General features: G+C 37.2%; 25 protein-coding genes and 1 pseudogene. 2 read left to right on the top strand and 24 right to left on the bottom strand.

Going from position 1 to position 21,331, the window contains the following annotated elements; translation table 11 throughout:
* Window positions 1-26: 26 nt before the first annotated feature.
* The 16 genes from QUF93_RS00130 to QUF93_RS00055 all read right to left on the bottom strand — a co-directional run bounded on the left by QUF93_RS00130 (window position 27) and on the right by QUF93_RS00055 (window position 12,920).
* Entirely contained in the window at window positions 27-3,062 is a 3,036-nt protein-coding gene (locus tag QUF93_RS00130; protein WP_289375025.1) for a phage tail protein, read from the bottom strand.
* 4 nt (window positions 3,063-3,066) lie between these two features.
* On the bottom strand, window positions 3,067-3,714 hold the full coding sequence (locus QUF93_RS00125) for a Gp15 family bacteriophage protein (RefSeq protein WP_289357741.1): 648 nt from the start codon (window positions 3,712-3,714) through the stop codon (window positions 3,067-3,069).
* Complete coding sequence (locus tag QUF93_RS00120) at window positions 3,714-4,118, bottom strand: hypothetical protein (RefSeq protein WP_289375023.1); 405 nt, start codon at window positions 4,116-4,118, stop codon at window positions 3,714-3,716. Before QUF93_RS00120 ends, QUF93_RS00125 begins: the two co-directional genes overlap by 1 nt.
* A gap of 65 nt (window positions 4,119-4,183) precedes the next feature.
* Window positions 4,184-4,624, bottom strand: coding sequence for a phage tail tube protein (locus QUF93_RS00115; RefSeq protein ID WP_243515551.1), 441 nt, complete (start codon window positions 4,622-4,624; stop codon window positions 4,184-4,186).
* A 4-nt stretch (window positions 4,625-4,628) separates the two neighbouring features.
* Window positions 4,629-5,048, bottom strand: a complete 420-nt coding sequence (locus tag QUF93_RS00110) for a phage tail terminator protein (RefSeq protein WP_289375022.1) — start codon at window positions 5,046-5,048, stop codon at window positions 4,629-4,631.
* 10 nt (window positions 5,049-5,058) lie between these two features.
* Entirely contained in the window at window positions 5,059-5,409 is a 351-nt protein-coding gene (locus QUF93_RS00105; RefSeq protein WP_289357738.1) for a minor capsid protein, read from the bottom strand.
* Window positions 5,406-5,741 carry a putative minor capsid protein gene (locus QUF93_RS00100; RefSeq protein WP_289357737.1) on the bottom strand — a complete coding sequence of 112 codons (336 nt, stop codon included), beginning with the start codon at window positions 5,739-5,741 and terminating at the stop codon, window positions 5,406-5,408. The genes QUF93_RS00105 and QUF93_RS00100 overlap by 4 nt, the downstream gene beginning before the upstream one ends.
* Window positions 5,734-6,135, bottom strand: coding sequence for a head-tail connector protein (locus QUF93_RS00095; RefSeq protein WP_289357736.1), 402 nt, complete (start codon window positions 6,133-6,135; stop codon window positions 5,734-5,736). Before QUF93_RS00095 ends, QUF93_RS00100 begins: the two co-directional genes overlap by 8 nt.
* 8 nt (window positions 6,136-6,143) lie before the next feature.
* Window positions 6,144-6,398, bottom strand: coding sequence for a hypothetical protein (locus QUF93_RS00090; protein ID WP_289357735.1), 255 nt, complete (start codon window positions 6,396-6,398; stop codon window positions 6,144-6,146).
* A gap of 45 nt (window positions 6,399-6,443) precedes the next feature.
* Entirely contained in the window at window positions 6,444-7,340 is an 897-nt protein-coding gene (locus tag QUF93_RS00085) for a capsid protein (protein ID WP_289357734.1), read from the bottom strand.
* Window positions 7,341-7,368: 28 nt separating this feature from the next.
* Window positions 7,369-7,998: a hypothetical protein gene (locus QUF93_RS00080; RefSeq protein ID WP_289357733.1), complete on the bottom strand. Its 630-nt coding sequence runs from the start codon at window positions 7,996-7,998 to the stop codon at window positions 7,369-7,371.
* A gap of 11 nt (window positions 7,999-8,009) precedes the next feature.
* Window positions 8,010-9,131 carry a phage minor capsid protein gene (locus tag QUF93_RS00075; protein WP_289375019.1) on the bottom strand — a complete coding sequence of 374 codons (1,122 nt, stop codon included), beginning with the start codon at window positions 9,129-9,131 and terminating at the stop codon, window positions 8,010-8,012.
* Complete coding sequence (locus tag QUF93_RS00070) at window positions 9,131-10,633, bottom strand: phage portal protein (protein ID WP_289375018.1); 1,503 nt, start codon at window positions 10,631-10,633, stop codon at window positions 9,131-9,133. Before QUF93_RS00070 ends, QUF93_RS00075 begins: the two co-directional genes overlap by 1 nt.
* Before the next feature lie 12 nt (window positions 10,634-10,645).
* Window positions 10,646-11,923: a PBSX family phage terminase large subunit gene (locus QUF93_RS00065; protein ID WP_289375017.1), complete on the bottom strand. Its 1,278-nt coding sequence runs from the start codon at window positions 11,921-11,923 to the stop codon at window positions 10,646-10,648.
* Window positions 11,904-12,638: a terminase gpP N-terminus-related DNA-binding protein gene (locus tag QUF93_RS00060; RefSeq protein WP_289375015.1), complete on the bottom strand. Its 735-nt coding sequence runs from the start codon at window positions 12,636-12,638 to the stop codon at window positions 11,904-11,906. The genes QUF93_RS00065 and QUF93_RS00060 overlap by 20 nt, the downstream gene beginning before the upstream one ends.
* Before the next feature lie 51 nt (window positions 12,639-12,689).
* Entirely contained in the window at window positions 12,690-12,920 is a 231-nt protein-coding gene (locus QUF93_RS00055; RefSeq protein WP_289357728.1) for a hypothetical protein, read from the bottom strand.
* 97 nt (window positions 12,921-13,017) lie between these two features.
* On the opposite strand from QUF93_RS00055, the gene QUF93_RS00050 reads away from it, so the two are divergent.
* Window positions 13,018-13,224, top strand: coding sequence for a hypothetical protein (locus QUF93_RS00050; protein ID WP_289375014.1), 207 nt, complete (start codon window positions 13,018-13,020; stop codon window positions 13,222-13,224).
* Window positions 13,225-13,288: 64 nt separating this feature from the next.
* On the opposite strand, the gene QUF93_RS00045 is transcribed toward QUF93_RS00050, so the two are convergent.
* The 5 genes from QUF93_RS00045 to QUF93_RS00025 all read right to left on the bottom strand — a co-directional run bounded on the left by QUF93_RS00045 (window position 13,289) and on the right by QUF93_RS00025 (window position 16,913).
* Window positions 13,289-13,873 carry a recombinase family protein gene (locus tag QUF93_RS00045; protein WP_025921809.1) on the bottom strand — a complete coding sequence of 195 codons (585 nt, stop codon included), beginning with the start codon at window positions 13,871-13,873 and terminating at the stop codon, window positions 13,289-13,291.
* Window positions 13,874-14,149: 276 nt separating this feature from the next.
* On the bottom strand, window positions 14,150-14,341 hold the full coding sequence (locus tag QUF93_RS00040; protein WP_001250602.1) for a hypothetical protein: 192 nt from the start codon (window positions 14,339-14,341) through the stop codon (window positions 14,150-14,152).
* A 402-nt stretch (window positions 14,342-14,743) separates the two neighbouring features.
* Window positions 14,744-14,968, bottom strand: coding sequence for a hypothetical protein (locus QUF93_RS00035; RefSeq protein WP_289375012.1), 225 nt, complete (start codon window positions 14,966-14,968; stop codon window positions 14,744-14,746).
* A gap of 806 nt (window positions 14,969-15,774) precedes the next feature.
* Complete coding sequence (locus QUF93_RS00030; protein ID WP_090814516.1) at window positions 15,775-16,146, bottom strand: ArpU family phage packaging/lysis transcriptional regulator; 372 nt, start codon at window positions 16,144-16,146, stop codon at window positions 15,775-15,777.
* A gap of 137 nt (window positions 16,147-16,283) precedes the next feature.
* The gene (locus tag QUF93_RS00025) at window positions 16,284-16,913 is read right to left on the bottom strand and encodes a Holliday junction resolvase RecU (protein ID WP_289375010.1); all 630 of its coding nucleotides are present in this window, start codon (window positions 16,911-16,913) and stop codon (window positions 16,284-16,286) included.
* 2,038 nt (window positions 16,914-18,951) lie between these two features.
* On the opposite strand from QUF93_RS00025, the gene QUF93_RS00020 reads away from it, so the two are divergent.
* The gene (locus tag QUF93_RS00020; protein WP_289357721.1) at window positions 18,952-19,311 is read left to right on the top strand and encodes an FtsB family cell division protein; all 360 of its coding nucleotides are present in this window, start codon (window positions 18,952-18,954) and stop codon (window positions 19,309-19,311) included.
* Window positions 19,312-19,534: 223 nt separating this feature from the next.
* On the opposite strand, the gene fbpA is transcribed toward QUF93_RS00020, so the two are convergent.
* From fbpA to QUF93_RS00005, 3 genes and pseudogenes are all read right to left on the bottom strand, one after another.
* Window positions 19,535-19,675 carry a Fur-regulated basic protein FbpA gene (gene fbpA, locus QUF93_RS00015; RefSeq protein ID WP_289357720.1) on the bottom strand — a complete coding sequence of 47 codons (141 nt, stop codon included), beginning with the start codon at window positions 19,673-19,675 and terminating at the stop codon, window positions 19,535-19,537.
* A gap of 255 nt (window positions 19,676-19,930) precedes the next feature.
* A complete protein-coding gene (locus QUF93_RS00010) occupies window positions 19,931-20,833 on the bottom strand; it encodes a peptidoglycan recognition protein family protein (RefSeq protein ID WP_289375009.1) in 903 nt (300 codons plus the stop codon).
* Window positions 20,834-21,126: 293 nt separating this feature from the next.
* Window positions 21,127-21,331: pseudogene (locus QUF93_RS00005) on the bottom strand (hypothetical protein); the annotation flags it as partial.

Genomic DNA, 21,331 nt, shown 5'->3' with positions numbered 1-21,331 from the left:
GTGCATATAAAAACACCTCCACTCGTTTAGAATGAAGGTGTTACATTTGGTTTAAATTGTGCTAGACGTTGTTTCCGTCTATTGTTTGTAGATTCGACAGGCTCGGCCAATGCTTCGCCAACTACTTTCTTATCAAGTACGATATAAGTCGGCGCGTTTCCATTAGCTTCGCTAACATTATTGTCTTTCCATGCTGTTCCGCTAGTTTCAATAATGCTATTTTGCTGAATACTCGGTAAAATTGGTGGTAAATCTAATAAATCACTCATAAGTCCGCCAACTTGTGGGAATGCTAATTTAATACTATCTGTAATCGGTCCACCGAAGTCGAGGTGATCTAAGTCGCTTAATGGTCCTGTTTTTGCAGGAGAGAATGGTAGGAAATCACGCGCTTTTTGAGCTAAATCACTTACTGCATCAGTAACCCAACTCGCTGCACTTTTTATCCCTTTTGCCATCATTTCTATTAATCCGCGTCCTGCATTAAAAAAGGTTTGTCCTAAACCAGTGATAAACTTGACCACTTTATTTAAAGTCATTGTTACCCCTGTTACGACTCCTTCTAATTTAGAAGACACACCATTGACGATTGAACTCCAAATTTCACCAAAGAAATTCTTTATCATACCGCCCCAACTGCTTGTAAAAGCGGTTATTTTCTCTAGCTTCGAACCAAAAAACACATAAATTTCAGCTAAGGCATCATTCCATACTTTTTTAATATCTCCCCAAAATTTAACAAACGGTTTCACTATGTCTCCGGCAAATTTCCCTAACCATTTGAGGATGCGACCAGCTCCCCAAAGTTGTAACCATCCCCATAGCAATTCCAGGGCTCCGTTCCAAATTTGTTTCACAGCATCCCACATTTTTGACCAGTTTCCAGTGAATAGAGCGGAGAAAAAATTCACTATTCCCATAATGATATTTAGCGCTCCGTTTATCACATTTTTAATAGCTTCCCAGGTTCCGATTACAATTTCTTTTATAATCGGCCACATAACTTGCATTATCGACATTATAATCGGCATAACCGTCTGAATTATCGAAAGTACGAAATTCCACACATTTGACGCCGCTTGCATTATCATATCTCCGTTTTCAGTCCACCAAGATTGGATTTTCTGTAAAACTTCTTGGAAATATGAAGTCATTGCGGACCAAACCGGAATAAGTACGCTATTTAAGATGAAATTCCAAACGGTAATAGCTGTTTCTTTAATAGCTTCCCAGGCTGCAATAACGGCCGTTCGAAATCCCTCGTTTGTATTCCATAGATAAACAATTCCGGCGACTAATCCAACTATTGCAGCTGCTACAATCCATACAGTCGCGCTCATTGCCATAAATCCTGTAATTAATGGACCAATCAACATCCATATAGAACTCCATGCAGCTAACATACCGTTCCAAAGTCCGATTCCGATAGCTAAAGGAGATAAAATAAGTGTTAATGCAGGTACTAACATGATGATCGCTTGAATGATTAGTGCTAATGTAGGGTGAGCCTGGTTAAATAGCGTTACTAATTCGAAAAACTTAGTAGCGAAATTGACTAACGGTGTCATTAACAAACCAAAAGCATCAACCATAGGCTGTACAGCAGTAAGGAATGATCCTTTCATTGCTTCCCATGCTAATCCTAAAGGTGTTAACGTGTCCTGTAGTTCTTTCACTTTCTTATCAGTTTCCGCTTTTAATAATGCTAATTCATTAGTTGCTTGGCCTTTAGCTAAAGCCATTTTCTGTCTCCATAGTTCCACATACTTCTGCAGCTCTGGATCAGTCATCTGGGCTATAGCTTTTACTTCTTCAGCTGATTGCGGTCCCATCTGAGCTAAGTAATTAGAGAACTCTAATCCGGCTCGTTGCGCTATGCTAGTTAGATTGTCTTTCCATCTACCTAAGATCCCGACTTGTTCTTCTAAATTCTTAGTAAGTTGCGCGCCACTTGTTTTCTTCATCTGAACCTGTTCGAAAATATTCCAAGCGTTCATAATTTCGTTCGTTCTTTGCACGACTGCATCTTTATAAGCAGTTAACGCTTCTTCTTGCTTCTTATACACTTCAGAAGGATCTGGGCCTTTAGCGGCTTTAAATAAAGCGGAATATAAAAGCACGCTTGTAGCTGCAGCAGCCAATGCTACCATGTTGAATCGCATTAATCCCTGCGTAATCATCATTGTCATGTTCTGCAGATCTTTCATGCTTGCAGTTGGGCCTAGCATTTTCAAAGCTAATACCGATGCATTACCAGTGTTAGCTAACTTATTTAAAGAGTCTGCAGCTTTTAATCCTGCGCTATTGATCGTATACAACGGATTCGCCATTCTTGCATAGTTGTCACTAATACGAGAGGCTTGTGTTGTCATGTTCTGCATGTAGCCTATTTGCTGTAGCATCCCCATCATAGCTAGTCTATTCGCATTTATCGCATCATCAGCTGCTTTTTTCTGCGCTTTGCCTAACGCTTGGACTTCAGACATAAATTGTTTTGTTGATCCGGAATATTCTTTAGATGATTGTGCTAATTTGAAATATTCATACTGCACTTCAACCATAGCACCTTTTTGTTTCATCATCGCTTGATGCTGCTGCATATAACCTTGTTTCATTTCGTTGTACATTGCTCTTTGACTCTCCGTCATAGAGCTGTATAACGCTTGTTGTTCTCTTCTTTGATTATAATAAGAACGAGTAACCCTACCCGTTGAACTTTCTGTTATATCGGCCATATGGCGAACAGCTTCAGCTTCTGCATGTCTAGCTTGAGCAGATTGTCGAGAACTATCGACAGAACGTCTATTAGCTTCTACAGTAGCGTTTGCTGCTGCTCTAGTTGCATTTCCAGATTTAGCCGCTGACTGCGCCATATCATCGTATGCTCTCCTTACTTGGTTGCTAGTCTCTCTTAATTGGCTAGCCATTTCCCTATTAGCATCTCTTCCTGCTTGGCCCATGTTATTTCCGACTTGTTCTAGTTCTCTATTAACCTGCTGAACGTCACGACGCAAATTACTCCTGTCTAACCTGGTTTCTATCTCAACTCTTCCATCAGCCATTATTTCACCTACCTTCGATCATGGCTTTTTTCGCTTCCATTCTCTTCTGGAATTCAATGAATTCACGTTGTTCTCTGATCTCTTTTGCTTTTGGAAGCTCATACAGCTCTTTCATTTTCTTGATACGCTTTCTTTCGTCGTTATTATGTTTATCTTTTGGCGGTGTTTCACAAGTACGATAATGAAGCGCTTGTCCCATTGGAGATTTTTCTGAAAGGTTACGGAAGAGAGCCAGAAACTTGTTCCACTGCATTTTTCCCTGCTGCTTGATCAAATCAATGTTGTAGTCAAATAAAAAAGATGAAAAAATCCGTTCTGCGTCAATCGTGAAATCCACAATCGGCGGTTCCAGTAGTTTTTCATCTTCATCTTCTTTTTTATCGTTATTCATTAATGTTTTCAAATCAATATCAAGTCTTGCTTTCAAAATATCCATGAATAACATTGATCTACGCTCCATGTCTAACTGGCTAAGTACTGAATTATCAACAATTAGCATCTGTAATGCGATAGTTATTCTCGCTAATTCATCAACATCTTCGTCAGATAACAATTCGAGTAACAACATGATATTGTCAAACGACAGGTTTAGTTCTAAACGAACGCCATGCCATGTATAAAAGTCATTTTCGCGTTCTGTTAGACTGAACATTATTTCTTCACGTTACTTAAATATTTATCACGTGCATTATCAGCTTTTTTTTGCTCTTCGTTAATGTATAGTTCGTTTAGATAGTGGACAAGTGACATTAGGTTCGTTGATGATTTACCGGCTTTTTCATATAACTCTTCGAAAGATTCTTCTCCTAGGAACGTTTCAACAATCGCTTTCACGACTTCTTTTTGTTTTTGTGCTGTAGCTTCAATAACTTCATCTGTAGCAGCATCGAAATCAACGATACTATCCGTAACAACTTTGATTTCTTTATCGAATCGTTTGAATGCCTTTTGATATTTCGTTAAAGCTGCATCATCAAAATCAACGCGATATACTTTACCTGCTACATCTACTTCTTTATATGTCTTTTCGAATTCAAATTTAAATTGTTGCGTCATACTATCCCATCCTTCATTTTTATAAATTATTTTAAAGAAAGAGCCGCGTTAACAACTCTCATTGATTAAGGTGTTACTGTAGCTTTTGTGAATGTAGGCATACCGTCGAAACTGATTGTAAATTCAATTTCACCCTTTGAGTTAGCATCTCCACCAGGAGCTTTAATTTCTGATAGTGTAGCTTTACCAGACCATTTATCTCCGTTTGGCTCCGTAACTTCGAAATCAACTTTACGATCAGGGCCTACTTTATGAAGCTTGCTGAAGATAAAGTCCTGCGCAGGGTCTCCGTAGAAACGGTGCCCTTCAAATCCGTATGACATCATGAAACCAGTGATATCACGCTCAGCAGCTCCACCACCATCGTAGTAATACGTTTCTTCTGTTTCTTCGTTGTTGTCAGGATCTACAGATGTAATACCTTTTGCAATGCGTTCTAATTTTTTCGTACCTGTAGAAGCAGTATTAATCTCGAATTTGTAACCATGATTTAATAAAAATGCCATATTTTCAACCTCCCTTTTCTAATTCAACACTGAAAAGTGCCGTATATATCCACTCGTTAGCTGCTGTCTTCTCAACAAAATTAGGCTCCACATACACATTCAATCGTCTTAGTGTATAGGAGCCATCAATAGCGTAGAAAACACGCCTGTGAACGTTATTTAATTCTCGAACGATTGCTTCTATAGTGTTATTAACCTCTAATTGGTTATCACTCTTAACAAGTACTTGAAACTGCTTTTTTATAATCTCACCTTCGAAATATTGCTCACCTGGTGCAGAAGGAGTCATTCTCATCGCAATACTCTTCTTAGGTTTATTGTTTGTTCCTATGTCTAATAGATCAACTTTAATAGGAGAAAACATGATGTCTTTTGGTAGAGTAGTAGTTAAATGTTTCTTTACGGATTCTATAAGCCACTGCATGTTTGCCCTCCTATAAGTTTCGTTTAATCTCGTTCTCTACGATTCTTGCCCAATCAGTTACATTCCTTGCCTTGGCCTCTTCGAACCATAATGCTTGGCTGTTCGGATTCGGCTGTTTTGAGAAATTGAATTCTGGGTTCCAGTATAATTTCCGCGCATAAGGGGTATTCCATTCAATGTGACCTTCTCCCGGTCTACTAAATCTAATAGAGGACCTCTCTAACTCACCTGTATCTTTCGGGATATAAAAGTTACTGTCTTTGAGTACCTGCTGATCAAGTGCGAATTGCGATTTTCGAGTCGCTTCTAGCACCTTACTTTCAATTACACCTGTATCAACTCGAACGTTTACTCGAATCATACGATTAGCACCTCCACATGGTGAAGACTGCTTCTATCATAAAAGTCACTGACTTTACTAACGGTCATTTCTTTTCCGTTAAAAATAACTTTAGATTTCTCTTTAAAAGTTATTGGCGTGGAGTGTACTGCATCATGAAACAGCAGTGTTTGCATGACAGTACTGTCACCATTCCCATTCAAAACGACTGTTTTTTTAGGTTCAATACGTACCATTTCAATCGTTATAGCAGGTGCGTAGTTATCACTTCCGCCCCAGGTATCATCCTCACCTTTATACTCCAAATACTCGACTGTATGAATTAACAATGAACGTCTGATTGGTTTAGCCATGTACACACAGACCTGCGTATAGTAATCCTGTCGGTCGTAAGTAATCAACCACAGTTATCGCATAACGGTCATAATGACTAGGTGCATCTGTTGCTCCTGCACTCATTCCGTTCTCTGAATAAGAACCTACAGAAAATCCTCCGCCACCTTCACTTACAGTTGCAGAAGTCTCACCATTAATTACTAAGAATTCAACTTGTGCAGCAGTGGCTTTCTTTACCTGCTTATTAATAAAAGGCGCTAACTTATCAAAGTCAATGCCTTCCAACTTATAATTAATAATATGGTCGATTTGGTCACTAGCACGTGAAATTAACCGATCTAATAGCGATGCATCGGATGCCGGAGTGCCTTTGTATTCGTTATTGTAGTAATCAGCATCTATATATGCCATACAATCACCTACTTACCAGTAGCTTCCTTCTTCAACTTAGCAACTTCGGATTTCAGCTTTTTATTTTCATCTTTCAGCTGATCATTTTCATCTAACACTTTATTAAACTCGGCCAACGAAACATTTCGTCCACCCGTTGCACGAGTGATAATGTTACCTTCTTCATCGATTTGGTCATATCCATCTAGTAGGTAACTATCTAAGCGTCCCTCATCGATATTTAATGTTTTATTTAATCGTTTTACTTTTACAACGTTACTCATTTACATTCTCCTTTCATAAGAAAAGAGAGAACACTATGTCCTCTCTTAAGCTCCTGCAGTGATATTAAATTTAATGCCTTCTACTTTCTTTTGAATAGCGAATACATCCCAGTATTTGCGCTCGTAATAAAGGAACTTTCCACCTGTTGTTGCACTTGGCTCATCTAAGCTAACAAATTCATACTGTTGTGGCGTTATAACGGCTGCTGGATGTACTAGAATCATATTTATTTGCTTTGCAGCTGCATCTGGTACAGCTCCATTTGTAAAATTATAAGCAGTTTTCATACGAGAAGAAGGAACCGTTTTAATCGTTACATCATCCAGAGAATAGATACTGCGTTTTAAACTGCCGTTATTTGTGCCAACATCAAGACTACGTTGGATGTCTTTTGCTTGTTTTAATAATTTGTTAACCTGTGGAATTACATATAGGATACGTCCTTCTTGCGGAACTTCTGCATCATCCATTTCCATCATGAAATCATCATAAATATTTAACACATTATCAATAGTTAATGCAGTTGTATTTGCTGTTTTCCCATTCGTAGTAAACTCAGAATATAGTTTTGAAGCCATGTATTTGTCCATTTCTGGTTGCTTTTGTTCATCATTGAATACTCGCGTAATGTTAGCAATAGATAATGCCATATTCGTCTCATCAATGTCTTTTGGATCTACTAAAGTTCTAAACTCACGGTCGTGAACGATTGTTTTTGTTTCCCAATCATTATCTGCGCGTCGCGTATAGTTACCTACAACATCACGATCCACATCTGTATACCCACCAACTGTGATACGTGGAATTTGAATTGTTTTTGCATTTACCCATTTGATATTTTGGTTATTCGGTGTATTGTACAGTTCGAAGAAACTTAGTCCCTTTGAGAACTTTTGTTGTAACGCTTGTTGGTAATCCTGTGCGAAATTCGGCTTGGCCATTAATAAATCACTCCTATTTTTGTTTTAATTAATTCTTAAATGCATCTGCCCATTGCTCAGCTAATGAAGGTGTTTTCTTTTGATGTTGACCAGTTGTAAATGTTGGCTTCTGAGCTCCTTGTGGTTCTTCCACTACACTTTTAAAATGTGGAAACTCTTCAACTACCATTTCAATAGCCTTCGTAATGTCCACATCATCACTAACTTTTTGTGTAGCTAGAGTAATAACAGCATTTAAGTTCTTTTCTTCCGTAATACCTGACTTTAGTGCAGCTATTTGCGCTTGAGAATTAAAAAGAGACTCATCCTTTTCTTTAAGTTGAGTCTCTAAACTTGTTAATTTTTCGTTTGTCTTTTCTTGCTCTGTTTTCTGCGATTCCTGGTATTCCTTCCAACCATTCACCGTTTGTTTCAGTTGATCTAAGTTCTCCACGCCTAATTTCTTCAAGAACGCTGCTTCCTGCTTTTGTTTAGCTTCTTCCACCTGTTCTTGTGTGAATGTAGTTGGCTGTTGTGCAGGCGGTTCTTGATTCGGTAGTGTAGTTTCTGGTGGTGTTACACTTGGATCACCTCCTTCCGGTGGAGTTGTTGTTACAGTTCCTCCCTCTTCAGAGAAGAACTGCATTCCGTTTACTCGTAATCTAAATGGTTTTAACATCATGATTCCTCCTATACAATTTGTTCCCGGTTATATTGACGCTTACGTTTCGTTTGATTGATGAACTCTCTCATAGCAGACTGACGTTGCGAAACCTTATTCTTTGCTTCCTTCACGCCTTCTGTATCGCCTAACGCTTCCATAACCTTTACTTCCTTCTTTGCTTTCCTGATCTGCCGTTCTAAGCTTCTTTGCTGTTGGCTTTCCTTATATACTCTAGAATTCTCGTCAGCGTCATACGGTTCATAACGTTTCGTTGACTTACCTTGTATATAAGGATAGATAACGTGACGGCAATTCACGCCTAATAGCCCTGCCGCTTCACCATATGATGTACTGGAGAACGGAGGGTATCGTTTGCTTTTGCCACTTTTGGAAAAGATACGACCTTGATAAGGATTGCAGAGGGGCCTCGCACCTAAGTGGCTACTAACTTCGATTAAATCAACATCGTACTCATCCATGCGGGTCATCTGCATCTCGTTGGCCACGTTTTGACTTGTAGACCTAGTAACCATGTTTACATAAGCCTCTGTCGACCACCTTCTCCCAGCCTTATCAATCAAAGTTGGAATCCCTCGCTGCGCCCACTCAGAAACAGTCTGTCTCAATGCCTGTTGTGGCGTTATGACACCACCTAACAGTTTACCTACTGTCTTATTTAAAACATCTAGATAAACCTGTTGTGACTGTTTAAGCATGGTTGTATTTACTAGGTTAAAAGTTTCTAAGGCTTGCTGTTCATAAGCATTAAGGATGCCAATTAGTGCGGCACTTGTATGCATTGCAGGAGCAGCAGCTAAACTTCCTGATTGTACTGCCTTCTGATATAACGGTTCATGTTGCTCCACTGCTGTAAATCCAGCGCCTTCTAACATCTTCCTTATTTCCTCTGCCGTTTTACCGCTATGACGAGCGAGTGTATTCATTTGTTGCTGATTCAATTTACCAAATTTATTTAGCTGAACAACGCGCCAGTGTTGATACTCTGTGAAATCCTCGGCAGTCAGTAGCAATTCCTTGTCATACTTGAGCATTCGGGCCATGTTTAAAAGCAACTCTTCTTCGATTACATTGTAGATATCCACTACAAACATAGAAAGTTGCTGTAACTTATCCGGAGGGAGTGCCATTACCCTTCATCTCCTGAACTATTATTCTGTTGTTTATTGTTCATACCGAAGAAGTCAACGCCTTCCGGAAGCACTATTTTGTTTTCCTCTAGTATCTCTCTTAAGATTTTCTTCGCTTCTTCTTCAGAAACACCATGTATCTTCATGATGGCTAGCTTTTTAGTTGTTAAGCCATTCATAACAAGCGTTACCTGCTTATTAATCTCTGCTGTTTGGTCCTCTGCAATAGAGTCATCAAACGTAACAGTGACTTCGTATTCATCATTACTCTCGAATTCATCATATAGAGCAGCAATTTCGATAATGATATCAACTAAATCACGAATACCATCCTCAATAACTGTTTCGTGTGACTGCTTCGTCCTGAACGTCTTGGAGTTTTCACTAACAACTTCTGTTGCTGTTTTAACCCCTTGCCCATCAAAGCTAAATGTTCCAGCAGAAAGCCCAACTTGAGAGGACAGATAGTTTAATAAAGCGTTAATAGCTGCTGCATGCTCTTCTACACGTAACTCAACCGATATATCTTGTATCTGATTCGTGTTATCGCCAAATTGGAATGCTTGATATACTTCGTCGTTAGCATCGAAATAACGTAACATTGTACCTGTATTTGAATCAACGACAGTCCTTATAGCCATATCGGGAACGATAATTCTTTTCTTACCTAAAACAAACTCACGTTGGAAGCTATCAAACGCAATATCAAGTGACTTTAATGTACCTAACGCATTAGCATAGATCGATATGCCAAGCGGTGAACTCATATCTAAGTTGTTGGCTGTATTTGGTTTGAAGTACACAAACATGGATTTAGATAAGTTTTCAATACGCACTTCTTCTTCCAAATCAGGGTATAGAGTAGATAAAGTAATTTTTACACCTAAGTCTCCTTGGTTTTTACTTTCGTATAGCTCATTCTTAATTACATACTCTTTACCTTCAACCAAGTGCCACTCAAGTAATGTGTACTTCTTATCTCCCTTAGATATTTCATTAACAAATACACCTTCAGTGATATGTTTGTTATCCCATGCAATCGGTATAAAGCATTCTGCTGTGACATAAGAAAGCTTAATCCCTTCATCCCAGTAAACTTTAATAACCATTCCACCTAAAGCAAAGTTGTATTCTAGATGCCTCTGAAACTCTTTAATGAAGTTGTTATCATCAAGAACATTCTTGATATTATCTGAAAGTGTGTCATCAGAAATGTTAATTGAACACTTCTCATTGAAGATAAGAGCCGCCATCTCTTGTGATATAACCTTAGCCATATTGAGAGATGCCATAGTCCTGCTTTTCTGCCCTTCAATCGTATGATACTTAACGTTGTGCCAATCGTCATAATGCCCACTGTATAGAGCTTTCCACATATCGATATGCTTATAGGATTCTTCATTAACAGGTATGTCTTTTTTATCTGATATCTTCTTGATTCCTCTTATTAGTCCCAATTTATATAGCCACCCCCTTACTTTTGCAACGATGTTTCCAAACATGGTTTCACCGCCTTATTTTACGTATCGTTTATAGAAATAGTTGTTTGCGTATCTGCATTCATCTAACGCATGGTTATAATCATCAATCGGTTCGCCATTATCCAAACGGACATACATCCCGATTTCTTTCAAGAAATTATAGTGATCATATTCATCACACTCAACAAGTAAAAATTGTTCATTTGTAATGGAATTCTGAAGTCTTTCAATCCCAACTTCTTTCCCTTTACTTGCTCCCTTTACATCATGGGCGTTATTATCAGCTGTTCTCGTTTGAATACCAATCAAGTGTAATTCTTCTCTCAAAGACTTACATGCAGGATCCACGTATACATCTGTATACTGCATTTCAAACTTCTTAACGCACCATTCAATGAACTTCTTAATCTCTTTTGCATAAGTGGACATTGCTTTAACTTGCCCAGTGTCTTTTCCGCTATGGTAGTAGTTAGCGACACGCAGCAGTCTGAATTTATCTTCATATCGGACAACAATATTACAACTGCATGAAGTAGCATCTGATTGACCACCATCAGCAGTGAAATACATTTCATATCTTTGTCCACGTACAGCAGATATTATATTATCTTTCATACTGAACATAGAATAGATAACACCTTGTGGCATAACCCGTTTACCGAACCAATCTCGTTCCAGTAAATACGGATTCTTCGAAAGGATTTCGTATATCTCTTGCTTACGTTCTTCAGTAATGATCGGGTTATCCTGTATCGTCCAGTGAGTCCATCGTGTATTTTGTACATCGAATACTTCTGAAATAACTGGATGATGCGGTGCAGGTGGGTTTAAGTCTGCTAAATGGTATCGGTCTTGAGCAGCAAATGTACGTCTAAAGCATTCCTGAATCATACTCATGTGCAATAAGTTAATCTCACAAAATACAACACTTCCAAGCGACATACCCGTTATAGCGCCAACACTGTTGCTTTTCCCTCCGCCTTTATAATAGATTTTCTTAACTCCATTAGGCGTGTGTACTGCAAGATGCGAACCATGTTCATCATGTTTAATCTCAGCAAGATTACCGAAGATATGCTGCAATCCAGTACCATCACCATCGATAAATAAGCGATATGCTTGTTCCTGGTTATATGCCGTAATCAAATGATTCGTATCCCTAGTCCACGTCAAATAATCAGCATAGCGGAAATGCCCTGCTGTTGTCTTACCCGATCTGGGCGTCCCTTCTAGCACATCGAAGGTGTAATTGTACGGCCGATAGATAACTTCCAATTGTTTAGTGGAAAACTTAATCGCTGTTTTGCTCATATTGTTTACGCCCTTCTATTAATGCATCGAGTAATGAAGTATCTTTCTTTTGACCTTTCAGCAGTTTAATTCTTTCTTCTATAAACTCTGTTTCTGCCCTCATTTTACTTAACTGTGCTTGCAACTTTTCACGCTCTAATTTTGATTTATCGATACGAGTTTCAATTTTGGAAATCATATCAAGCGCTTTGTTAATAGCATCTGTGTAAAAATCATCCCTTAATGTATAGGAATAAGCACCGTCACCTGCTACCGCCATACCTTTTAATCTGAGTTCCTTCTGATTTTGTATTAGCTTGGCTAACTTAAAACGAGCAACCTGTAATTCTTGTTCTTGACCTTCAATATCCTGAGACAAATCAAATAGCACTCTATCTTCATCAGATAAGTGCTCATAAACGACAGTTGCATATAATCCATGCGTCATAGCGTTATGGTTCCCTTTCGGAGCGCCATGACCTGCAGCATTCTTGTTACCCCATTTAGGATTTCGATTACCAGGATTACCGACAGCATTCTTATTATTAATGGGTGCACCTGTCTTCTTTTGTGTGCGTACTTTTTCTTCTTTTGTATGCACACCTTTTCGGTCCCATTTATACCTGGTTTTCCATGACTTTACGGTGTTCACGCTGACCTCATATTTCTCAGCCAACTCCTTGTACTTCATACCTTGCATGTAATCTTCTTGAGCTAACTCGTGTTTTTGTTTCACTTCATATCACCCACCACCTTCTATATTAATAGGAAGTAATTTGTCTAACTTTTATCCCTCGGCTTTTAAAAACTCATCAATTGTTTTATCTAACACACTAATAAACGCCTCTCGCGTTTGCTTTGGCGTCATATCATCACTTATTTCATTATGCATAGCTACAGCCTTTTCTAACTTCTGAGCATCAATGTGTTGTTGTACAAGTTCTAAACCAATAACATTATTTATTAAATTGCCGATAACAACCATCTGTTCTTGTTTAGTTAGTTCAGTTAGTTTCATTTATCTAACTCCTCCTCATGGTAATTCCTTTTGTAAATCTCTTTATTTAAATGTATAATTGTGGAAAGTCCTAACAATTTGAATTGAGGTGAACATCATGAAAAGTTTTGGTATGTTAGCGTGCTCCGCTTTCTTAACAGCAATGCTGATATTGTATAATGTCCAATCCTTTTATAATAAATACACAGCAGGAAATACATATTACTGGGTAAACGGTATCCTAGCTGCTGGATTCCTTATATCCTTAATTATCAACATAAAAGATATCATTAAGAAAAACTACACAACTTCTAAATCGAATTAAGGAGCCTATTATGGTTCCTTTTTCTATGCAAAATAAAAAAGCAGCGGACTCGCTACTTTAAAATCTACATAATTCCTTTTTCTTTTGCTCTCTCATAAAGAACCGTACGGCTTACTCCAGTAACTTCACATATCTTCTTTACTGTGTATCCATTCTCTTCACGATTAGCAAGCAGCTCTAAAGCATGCTCCATTTTAGGGTTTTTATCACCATATTTTTTAGGTCTTCCCTTATATACGCCACGTTGTTTAGCAAGGTCTATCCCTTCTCTTTGGCGCATCTTAAGTAAATCCCTTTCTAACTGGTTAACACCAGCCATTACAGTGAGTAGGAAAGTACTGTATGGATTATCACTCGTTGTATCAAGCCATGTATCTTTTATTGATTTAATCGAAGCACCTTTACTCTTAATTACTTCAATTAACTCAAATAAGTCCTTTGTACTACGGCTAATACGAGTTAAATCAGTAACAACAATCGTGTCACCTTCTTTTAAATTATCGAGCATCAATTGTAGTTCTTCTCTGTTTGTTGTTGCTCCGCTTGTTTTCTCTTCATACACATGATCACATCCATAATCATTTAGCTGCTTCAATTGCCTAGCTAAATTTTGTTCTTGTGTAGAAACACGAGCATAACCAATTATCATAATATCTTCCCCTTTGTCCGTTAACGTGTTCGGAAATTAATTCTAAGTACATAATACCATTCATTTTCCGTACATGTAAACAGGACACCGAGAAGTATAGTAAATTCGTTTTCTCTTTCATGTCCGTATAGAGTAGACCTAAACAGGACATTTATTTTCGTTCGTTATGTTCGTTTGTTTTGTTATCATCCCTTAACAACAAACAAGACGCCACCCAGATCACGGCAGCGCCTACGATAATTGCTATACACTTAATCAAACTCATTTATCCTCACCTTATTTATTTCTTTGCTTCCATACCCCATTCTCTTTACGATAAGTATTCTTGCCATTCATGAAGTCAGCTGTATTGCCAGGAATGCTATATTTCTTATTCTTTTTCTTAGCCTTCTTCTTCAGCCTTTTCTCTTCTTGAACAGCTTGCAAATCCGCCTTCCACTGTTTCAACAAATCCTTTTCACGTCGCATCGAATTTGTACCCCTTGGATTAAAATGTGAACCAAATAACTAGATTCTACCAATTTATATAGATATCCTTTAATCCAAATGTCCATTTTGTTCAAAACAAAAAAAGCACCCGTTTCCGCGAGCGCCTCTTTTAAGGGATTATGAGATTCCCCATTAACGAAAGTTAATGTTACTAAAATTAATGAGGTACAAGCAGTATATGCTTGTACTTATCATAATGTGCAATAAAAAAAGCACCCTCGTTCAGGCGCCAAGAGATACATATACGTTGAGGTAACTAACACACTAGAAAAGACCCTTCCATATCATTGTATGATGATTAACTTTATACCTAGAACACTTTTTAAATACGTTTAATGTGTAATTTCTATATAACAAAGAAAAAAGCACCCGTTTTGGATGCTATTGATCATTATAGTTACGTTTCAAAATGATATTTAGTTCTTTTTCTGGTTCCTCGCTTTTGGGATGTCGATAATACTCCAATTTATACTTCTTTACATCATAATTAAAGAGACCTATTTTAATACTGTTGGTTTCTTTCAAAACAGCCATTAAACTAGCTACATCCTCATTTTTCGAATCAAGAATCAATTCTCCAGATTCACTCCTAAAAAACACTCTCATACACTCATCCCCTTTCCCACTATCTATTCGACAGAAAAGAAGAATATCCTACAAAATAAAAAGCCATCACCGAAGTGACAGCTTTCTTTCAAGGGGATGGAGAAATATTCACGAAGGGGGCGTTTCGCAATCATTTCAAGGCTGATAACTCTCAACCTTCTCCAAGCCACCGCATCATATAATTTTCTAGCTATCTTAGCTACGCGCTTTACGTTCGGTGACTGGGAGAAGACTAAGAATCTTCTCGTTTATACTCCGTAGAGTCGGCTACTTAAAGTCATTTTCGCCAATTTCGCTTACACAGCGTTTAAAGGATTAATAGCAAGACGTATATTTTTCTTCCGGCGCCTTGTTTGAACCAATACACTAGAGGGACGGAAGGGGGATGTTTCCGCTGTATTGGCTCAAACAAAGAGCGAAAGCTCTCTGCTCTCATTTTGGTCATTAATAAGAATCGTGAGTAATTACTAATGATCGAGATTACGTATACAATCCTGTACCAGAAACGCGATGTTCATTCAATCAAGAACAACCACCCCATTTCCATTTTCAAGAACCGACATAACAGAGTAATAGACTTATATTCATTATCAACCCAGAGGACGCATTCCGAGCTGAATAGTAAATATAAATAATTTTGGGAAGCTCTTATTCCCTCTAGCCTCCGCGTCACCGAGTAACGTTATTATAATGGGAACGCTATCCCCAAAACGTATTCTCTTTTCAAAGAACTGTTTATGGAAATAGCTTATAATTTTCACGTTTTTATTTAGTCCCCCAAAAAGTTCGCATTTTGTTCGCGGTTTTTAGATTATCCCTAATGCTGTAGCAATCAATTTAACGGCACTCTGCTTCTTCTCATAGAAATATGTCTTCTTGAGTAGTAGATCATGATAAACGTCTGAATCCTTTACTCTCTCGTTTGTCAGGAACTTCCGCTCAACAATCTTACGCTCATCTTCATCTAGTAAATTATTAAGCGCCTTCTCAACCTGCTGCACCTTCCATTTACTCGTATTCCTTGAATCACGTAACTCAGGAAACAAACTGATTCCTTCTTGCTCCACTTCATTACTGAATCGCATCTTGAGTGCTCTGTATTCCTTTAATACGCTTACTACTTCCTTTTGTACTTTCTTATCATCGATAGCTGGTAATAAAGTTAATTGTCTCTCCATGAAAGAATCCCCCTATTTCTGAATTTGTAATTTTAACATCACATAAGGTACGTGAAATTTTAATATCTCATTGTTGAATAAGGGAACGACGGTTAGTAAGTAGCCCCACCATCTACTCGCCATCGTTCCGCTATCCATTAAGCCTTTAATAATTTACGTTTCTTGTTGTTCATTTTCTCTTTCGCTGCTTCAATGTCATTTGCTACTCTCTTATGGTCCTGATCAAATTGAATCATGCCATCTATTACCGGTGTGAATCCTTGCTCATCAATGTATTGTAAGTAATCAACTGGCGCTCGTTCTGTCTGATTTACCAGGTACCCGTAAATATCAAAGTCTGCTCTTGGTATAGACTTCTTACCCTTCGGTTGATGAGACATCCTTACATAAAATTGAATGACTGTTAGTGGTACCAAGAAGACTGAATTATCCTTGCTGAATTCAATAAGGAAGAAACAAACCGCTCCCATCCTCTCTGCTTTTTCCAAGTAATCTAATTGGTGCTGCGCGATGTTTTTTAGATCAAATCGTGTAGGATTCTCAGTAGACTTCGCTTCAAATGCAATAGCTCGTCCTTTGTACACGCCATCATAGTCTACTTTACTTTTAGCTTCATAGAATCCATTTAATACTTGTCCACCCTTACTCTTTAACACCTTCACAGGAGTCGGACGTTTATTTATAAGCGCCACTCCCGCTCTTTGATACATTTCATTCACTAGATTGATAAGCATTTCAAATGCCATACCACGATTTCCTAGTCCCATTGTTATTCCTCACTTTCCACTTGTAATTTTCTATTTCAATTGAATATGCAATATTTCATATTTTATTATTTTAATATTTCTTTATTAAATATATTTTACTAGCTCATCATTAATATCCATTGATAAATCAACATTTGTAATTTAATTCCTTATATTAAATCCTGAAGAAATAATTTCAACAATATATTCGAATAATTATATTGGAATTTCTTGTTCTACACATCTATACTTGTTTTGTGTATTATATAGCAGAAGAGTAAGGTAAGAGTTACTCTTTGCCATTTTAGGAAAGGTTCTGTTGGAGACAACAGGACCTTTTTTCGTAAAAGGATTATTTTGTTCAGATTCTGGAAAAGTGTTAATATTATTCATAAAGGAGATCTACTGATGAAAATGATTTTTTTAGTTATTTTCATAACAATTTTCCTTTTAATAATTTTGTATTTTGTTGGTATGTCACTTTTTTGGAATCAACCCTAAATTAAAATAAAACTATTTAAAACATCCTCCGTTTAATTATCAATTATTCCGTCAATACTGTAGATAGGCTGTTAGCCAGAATTCATTTAACATAGTTTTCTCTGTATCTCCTTGCAGGGAGCAGTTAGCTTTTGCTAGCTGCTCTTATTTTCTGTAATTGGTTACATTTACCTGATGTTTTTAACGTAATATTACGTTACGATATAAAAGAATAAAATATATTTGGCTGTTATACCATTACCCTAGGAAACTAGGGTTTTTTTCTGCAAAATGAAATTTTTATAAGACAAACATACCTTATAGATATAAGACGTGCTCACTCATCAGTCCTCTTATTAAAAGAGGACTTTTTTATTAAGCTAATCACTCTAACATAATTTATGCATATACTGTTTTAATGAACGAAACTCACTGATTTTCATAAAAGAGCCTCCGACCAGTAGACGGAGCTCTTTTTACTTTTAAAGCTGACTACCGTTGCGATAGGTAAGACTTTGAAGTTATCTCCATCTTTTCCCCCGCTTAACACTGTACGTGCGACTTTCATCGCATACAGCGCCCCATCTTATTCTTCTATACTGAAGCAACTAGATTACAAACAATGTTGTACTCACCAACGTATTAATTCCCCTTTCTTACGAAAGGTCACATCATCTTACTCGATCCTGTGAGTTACATCTAATTGATTTAGTTTTCAAAGAACAAGACTAGAGACTATCCCTCCACATTCGTTACATGCTTCGTCGGTACTGTGTCCCCACCTTCACAAGAATAAAGTAATTTCGGTTCGTTAGAACCTTATATACACCTGTCTGTTAGTAGACGTTAGTGACAGTTTCTTGCTTACCACGTTCCGATTGACTTAGCTATTCATATATCCTTAGGTGCTTGCTGTAAGCCTGTTATCTTTACACCCTCATCGTTAGATGTCCCGAATTTCATACTATTTACTCTTACTTTTCGGTAGATAACGTCGTCATTAACGACATACATATTTCTAATGTATTAAACGTTTAGACCCGTACATTCGCAAGTTCGTCAGCCCGTTTGGACATTCTCACCATAGATAGTTTGTAGCACCCCGACCTATCCATTACCATATGATTTATCACTTAGGTTTTGTTCAGCCGACTTCACCTAGCTTCATACAATTTGTGACTACTATCACGCCTTGCATGTAGGAGTATTAGATAAGTAGTTTCAGCTCAACCTGACGGCTTTCATTCCTACTTTCAGTCAATCAGTTGTTGTTATCGAAATTGATAACCCTCCTATTTCGTGTCTACGCACTTATAAGGAAACGTGTCGCGCAAATAGCATTTTTGTTAAAATTTCACTTCAATATACTTCATTTATGGTATATAATGATAATTGAAAACCAAAACTTTCATTTTAGAAAAGTCCTTACGTTTATGTGAGGGCTTTTTTACAGTCAAAAAAGGATTTTATTTAAATTTTACAAAACCTATCTTTACCAAAATAGGTTCAAAATTACCCATTTAGCATATATAAAACTTTTAAACATTTTAAATTTATAATTAGTAATGGAGGCATTAAAATGGGAAGCATCCCAAAATTACCATCACAACAATCATTCCTAAAAACCCAAATTAATACTAACAATCACCAACGAACGAATAAAAAGCTAAGACGTCGTCTTTTATTAGCGCTTGCTTTTATGCTACCTATGGTTATTTCCATTCAAATTTCCATTTATAAGCAAGAACAAATGATTCAAGAAAAACAAATTACACTTAATAAAGAAAAGAAAAGATTATCTGAATTAGAAATTACAGGACGTTATTTTGAAAACGATATTAAAACTTTAACAGAGAGTGAAGAAGGTATTTTAAAGTTCGCAAGGAAATTGTATGGATTCTCCAGACCTGATGAAACTATATTTCAAATAACTGAATAAAATTACACTACATTACCCAAAAGGCGATTGAGGATAATCGCCTTTTTATATTTAATTTCTAAAGGAATCTTATTAATCTCCCCTTCTACCAAATAACGCTTTTGTTTAGTTTTCTTCCACATTAGATACTCTAGGCTCAATATGTTGTGCCTTCATCCAAACACCCCTTATTTTCGTTTTGATTCTTCCAATAACTGAGTCACTTCAAAAGTTCCATGTTCGATTAGTTGCATTGCTCTTCATCTCCTTTTAGTAATTCGAATAACTCCTGCTCACTCATTTCATAAAGCTGACGTCCTGTATCTTCTTCCTTGTAAATCCCTTTGTGTAATAAGACGTCGATGAAAATTTGCTTCCTGTCCATGTTCCCTCCTAGCTTGTCTGTTTCGCTCTTTCTCTTTGGTGACTTAAATATGCGTTTTCTAATATCTTTATAAAGAATAGCCTCAGCGTTTATGGAGTCTTTAAACAAACTAATCACTGAACCACTTCTTTCATTCTCGAATCGAGACACGAAAACAACTTAATTTGTAGGGGAAAACTGTTATTTTTCATTTCCGGTCATGCCTCGATTCCAAAATAAAGAGCCGCTCAAACGAGTGACTCTAAACCTTTATTCTTATCTAACATTAAAATGTTCTTCATTTACCCATGTATTTTGTCCAATATCAATGTAACCATCTTTTCTTGCATAAATTCCATAAGGGGCAGATCCATCTACATTACCTTTATAATTTCCATTCGGACCATCATATGTGTTAATACCATAACCTGCTGGATATTTTGAGTAAGCATAGAACCATTGCACGTCAAAGTATTCTTGTTTCGCCCATGCCTGCCAACCTAGGCACAGCATATTTTCATTACCACCATACCAAGCACCATCTATAATTAAATATGGCATTTTACTATTAATTACATTACCTGTGAACCAAGCATCTTTCCCAGGACCACTATATAAGTTAATGCCCGCTCCTTCCGGATATTTAGATGTAGCGATTCCAACACCTTTTGGCTGTACCGGTTTATTGTTATTGTTACCGTTGTTAAATGCGTTATTTACCTTCTCAATGAATTTGTCCAATCTTCCTTCGTCAAGCATGCGGTGTGGACAATGTTTTCCACTCCACGATTTATGAGTACGTACATTACTAATTGGGATGTTAAATTGTTTCATTAACTGAGCTATAACAATTGCTGCATTATCTTCTGCCTTGTAATATCTATCCCCACCGCTTAAAGAGTAGCAAATTTCAACCCCGATAGATTTACGATTACCATCTCCGTTACCATCACCAGCATGCCAAGCATTACGATTGAATGGAATACCTTGTACTGCTTCTTTATCGTCTACTGCAACATGGAACGAAACTGAATTATTATTTCCAATCATGTAAGATATTTCGTTTTCAGCTGATGCATCATTGTATGTATTATGCACTGTGATGAATTCCGGTGTCATTGCATTGGGACACTTTATACTATATTTACTTGAGTTAACTAATTTTTGTCTAATTTCCATTACTGAATATCTCCTTTTTATTCTCTTGTTTTTTCATCTAAAATTTCTACTGTGTTACTAAGTACATCTGATGGCTTAATGCATATACGCCTAGCATTTTCTATAGGTGATTCATTGTTATCACTTTCTTGCAAAAGAAAAAGAGCAACTATGTATCAGTTGCTCTTCCATTAATTTCTCTCTACGCTCCGACCACTGTTAGACAGGGATTAACCCCACCATAAAAAAGCATCATATGATGCTTCATATAATGCTTTTTGTCATCTGATTCAATATTTATGAATTTCGAGATATTACCTTACATTAAAATGTTCTTCTTTTACCCATGTGTTTTGTCCAATATCAATATAACCATCTTTTCTTGCATAAATTCCATAAGGGGCGGACCCATCCACATTACCTTTCCATTCACCATTTGGTGCCTTATATGTGTTAATACCATAACCTGCCGGATATTTTGAGTAAGCATAGAACCATTGCACATCAAAGTGTTCTTGT

It is taken from the genome of Bacillus hominis (assembly GCF_030348325.1).
GTDB classification, from domain to species: domain Bacteria; phylum Bacillota; class Bacilli; order Bacillales; family Bacillaceae_G; genus Bacillus_A; species Bacillus_A hominis.
This window is presented reverse-complemented; position numbering and strand designations above follow the sequence as displayed.

Coding starts and splice junctions, on each gene's coding strand:
- QUF93_RS00065 (WP_289375017.1), bottom strand. CDS start 11,923: ATGAGCAAAACAGCGATTAAGTTTTCCACTAAACAATTGGAAGTTATC.
- QUF93_RS00125 (WP_289357741.1), bottom strand. CDS start 3,714: ATGTTCAGTCTAACAGAACGCGAAAATGACTTTTATACATGGCATGGC.
- QUF93_RS00075 (WP_289375019.1), bottom strand. CDS start 9,131: ATGGCACTCCCTCCGGATAAGTTACAGCAACTTTCTATGTTTGTAGTG.
- QUF93_RS00120 (WP_289375023.1), bottom strand. CDS start 4,118: ATGACGCAACAATTTAAATTTGAATTCGAAAAGACATATAAAGAAGTA.
- QUF93_RS00080 (WP_289357733.1), bottom strand. CDS start 7,998: ATGTTAAAACCATTTAGATTACGAGTAAACGGAATGCAGTTCTTCTCT.
- QUF93_RS00095 (WP_289357736.1), bottom strand. CDS start 6,135: ATGGCATATATAGATGCTGATTACTACAATAACGAATACAAAGGCACT.
- QUF93_RS00020 (WP_289357721.1), top strand. CDS start 18,952: ATGGGAAGCATCCCAAAATTACCATCACAACAATCATTCCTAAAAACC.
- QUF93_RS00100 (WP_289357737.1), bottom strand. CDS start 5,741: ATGGCTAAACCAATCAGACGTTCATTGTTAATTCATACAGTCGAGTAT.
- QUF93_RS00035 (WP_289375012.1), bottom strand. CDS start 14,968: ATGAGAGTGTTTTTTAGGAGTGAATCTGGAGAATTGATTCTTGATTCG.
- QUF93_RS00050 (WP_289375014.1), top strand. CDS start 13,018: ATGAAAAGTTTTGGTATGTTAGCGTGCTCCGCTTTCTTAACAGCAATG.
- QUF93_RS00130 (WP_289375025.1), bottom strand. CDS start 3,062: ATGGCTGATGGAAGAGTTGAGATAGAAACCAGGTTAGACAGGAGTAAT.
- QUF93_RS00110 (WP_289375022.1), bottom strand. CDS start 5,048: ATGCAGTGGCTTATAGAATCCGTAAAGAAACATTTAACTACTACTCTA.
- QUF93_RS00045 (WP_025921809.1), bottom strand. CDS start 13,873: ATGATAATTGGTTATGCTCGTGTTTCTACACAAGAACAAAATTTAGCT.
- QUF93_RS00025 (WP_289375010.1), bottom strand. CDS start 16,913: ATGGGACTAGGAAATCGTGGTATGGCATTTGAAATGCTTATCAATCTA.
- QUF93_RS00085 (WP_289357734.1), bottom strand. CDS start 7,340: ATGGCCAAGCCGAATTTCGCACAGGATTACCAACAAGCGTTACAACAA.
- QUF93_RS00090 (WP_289357735.1), bottom strand. CDS start 6,398: ATGAGTAACGTTGTAAAAGTAAAACGATTAAATAAAACATTAAATATC.
- QUF93_RS00070 (WP_289375018.1), bottom strand. CDS start 10,633: ATGTTTGGAAACATCGTTGCAAAAGTAAGGGGGTGGCTATATAAATTG.
- QUF93_RS00105 (WP_289357738.1), bottom strand. CDS start 5,409: ATGATTCGAGTAAACGTTCGAGTTGATACAGGTGTAATTGAAAGTAAG.
- QUF93_RS00040 (WP_001250602.1), bottom strand. CDS start 14,341: ATGCGACGTGAAAAGGATTTGTTGAAACAGTGGAAGGCGGATTTGCAA.
- QUF93_RS00115 (WP_243515551.1), bottom strand. CDS start 4,624: ATGGCATTTTTATTAAATCATGGTTACAAATTCGAGATTAATACTGCT.
- QUF93_RS00055 (WP_289357728.1), bottom strand. CDS start 12,920: ATGAAACTAACTGAACTAACTAAACAAGAACAGATGGTTGTTATCGGC.
- fbpA (WP_289357720.1), bottom strand. CDS start 19,675: ATGGACAGGAAGCAAATTTTCATCGACGTCTTATTACACAAAGGGATT.
- QUF93_RS00010 (WP_289375009.1), bottom strand. CDS start 20,833: ATGGAAATTAGACAAAAATTAGTTAACTCAAGTAAATATAGTATAAAG.
- QUF93_RS00030 (WP_090814516.1), bottom strand. CDS start 16,146: ATGGAGAGACAATTAACTTTATTACCAGCTATCGATGATAAGAAAGTA.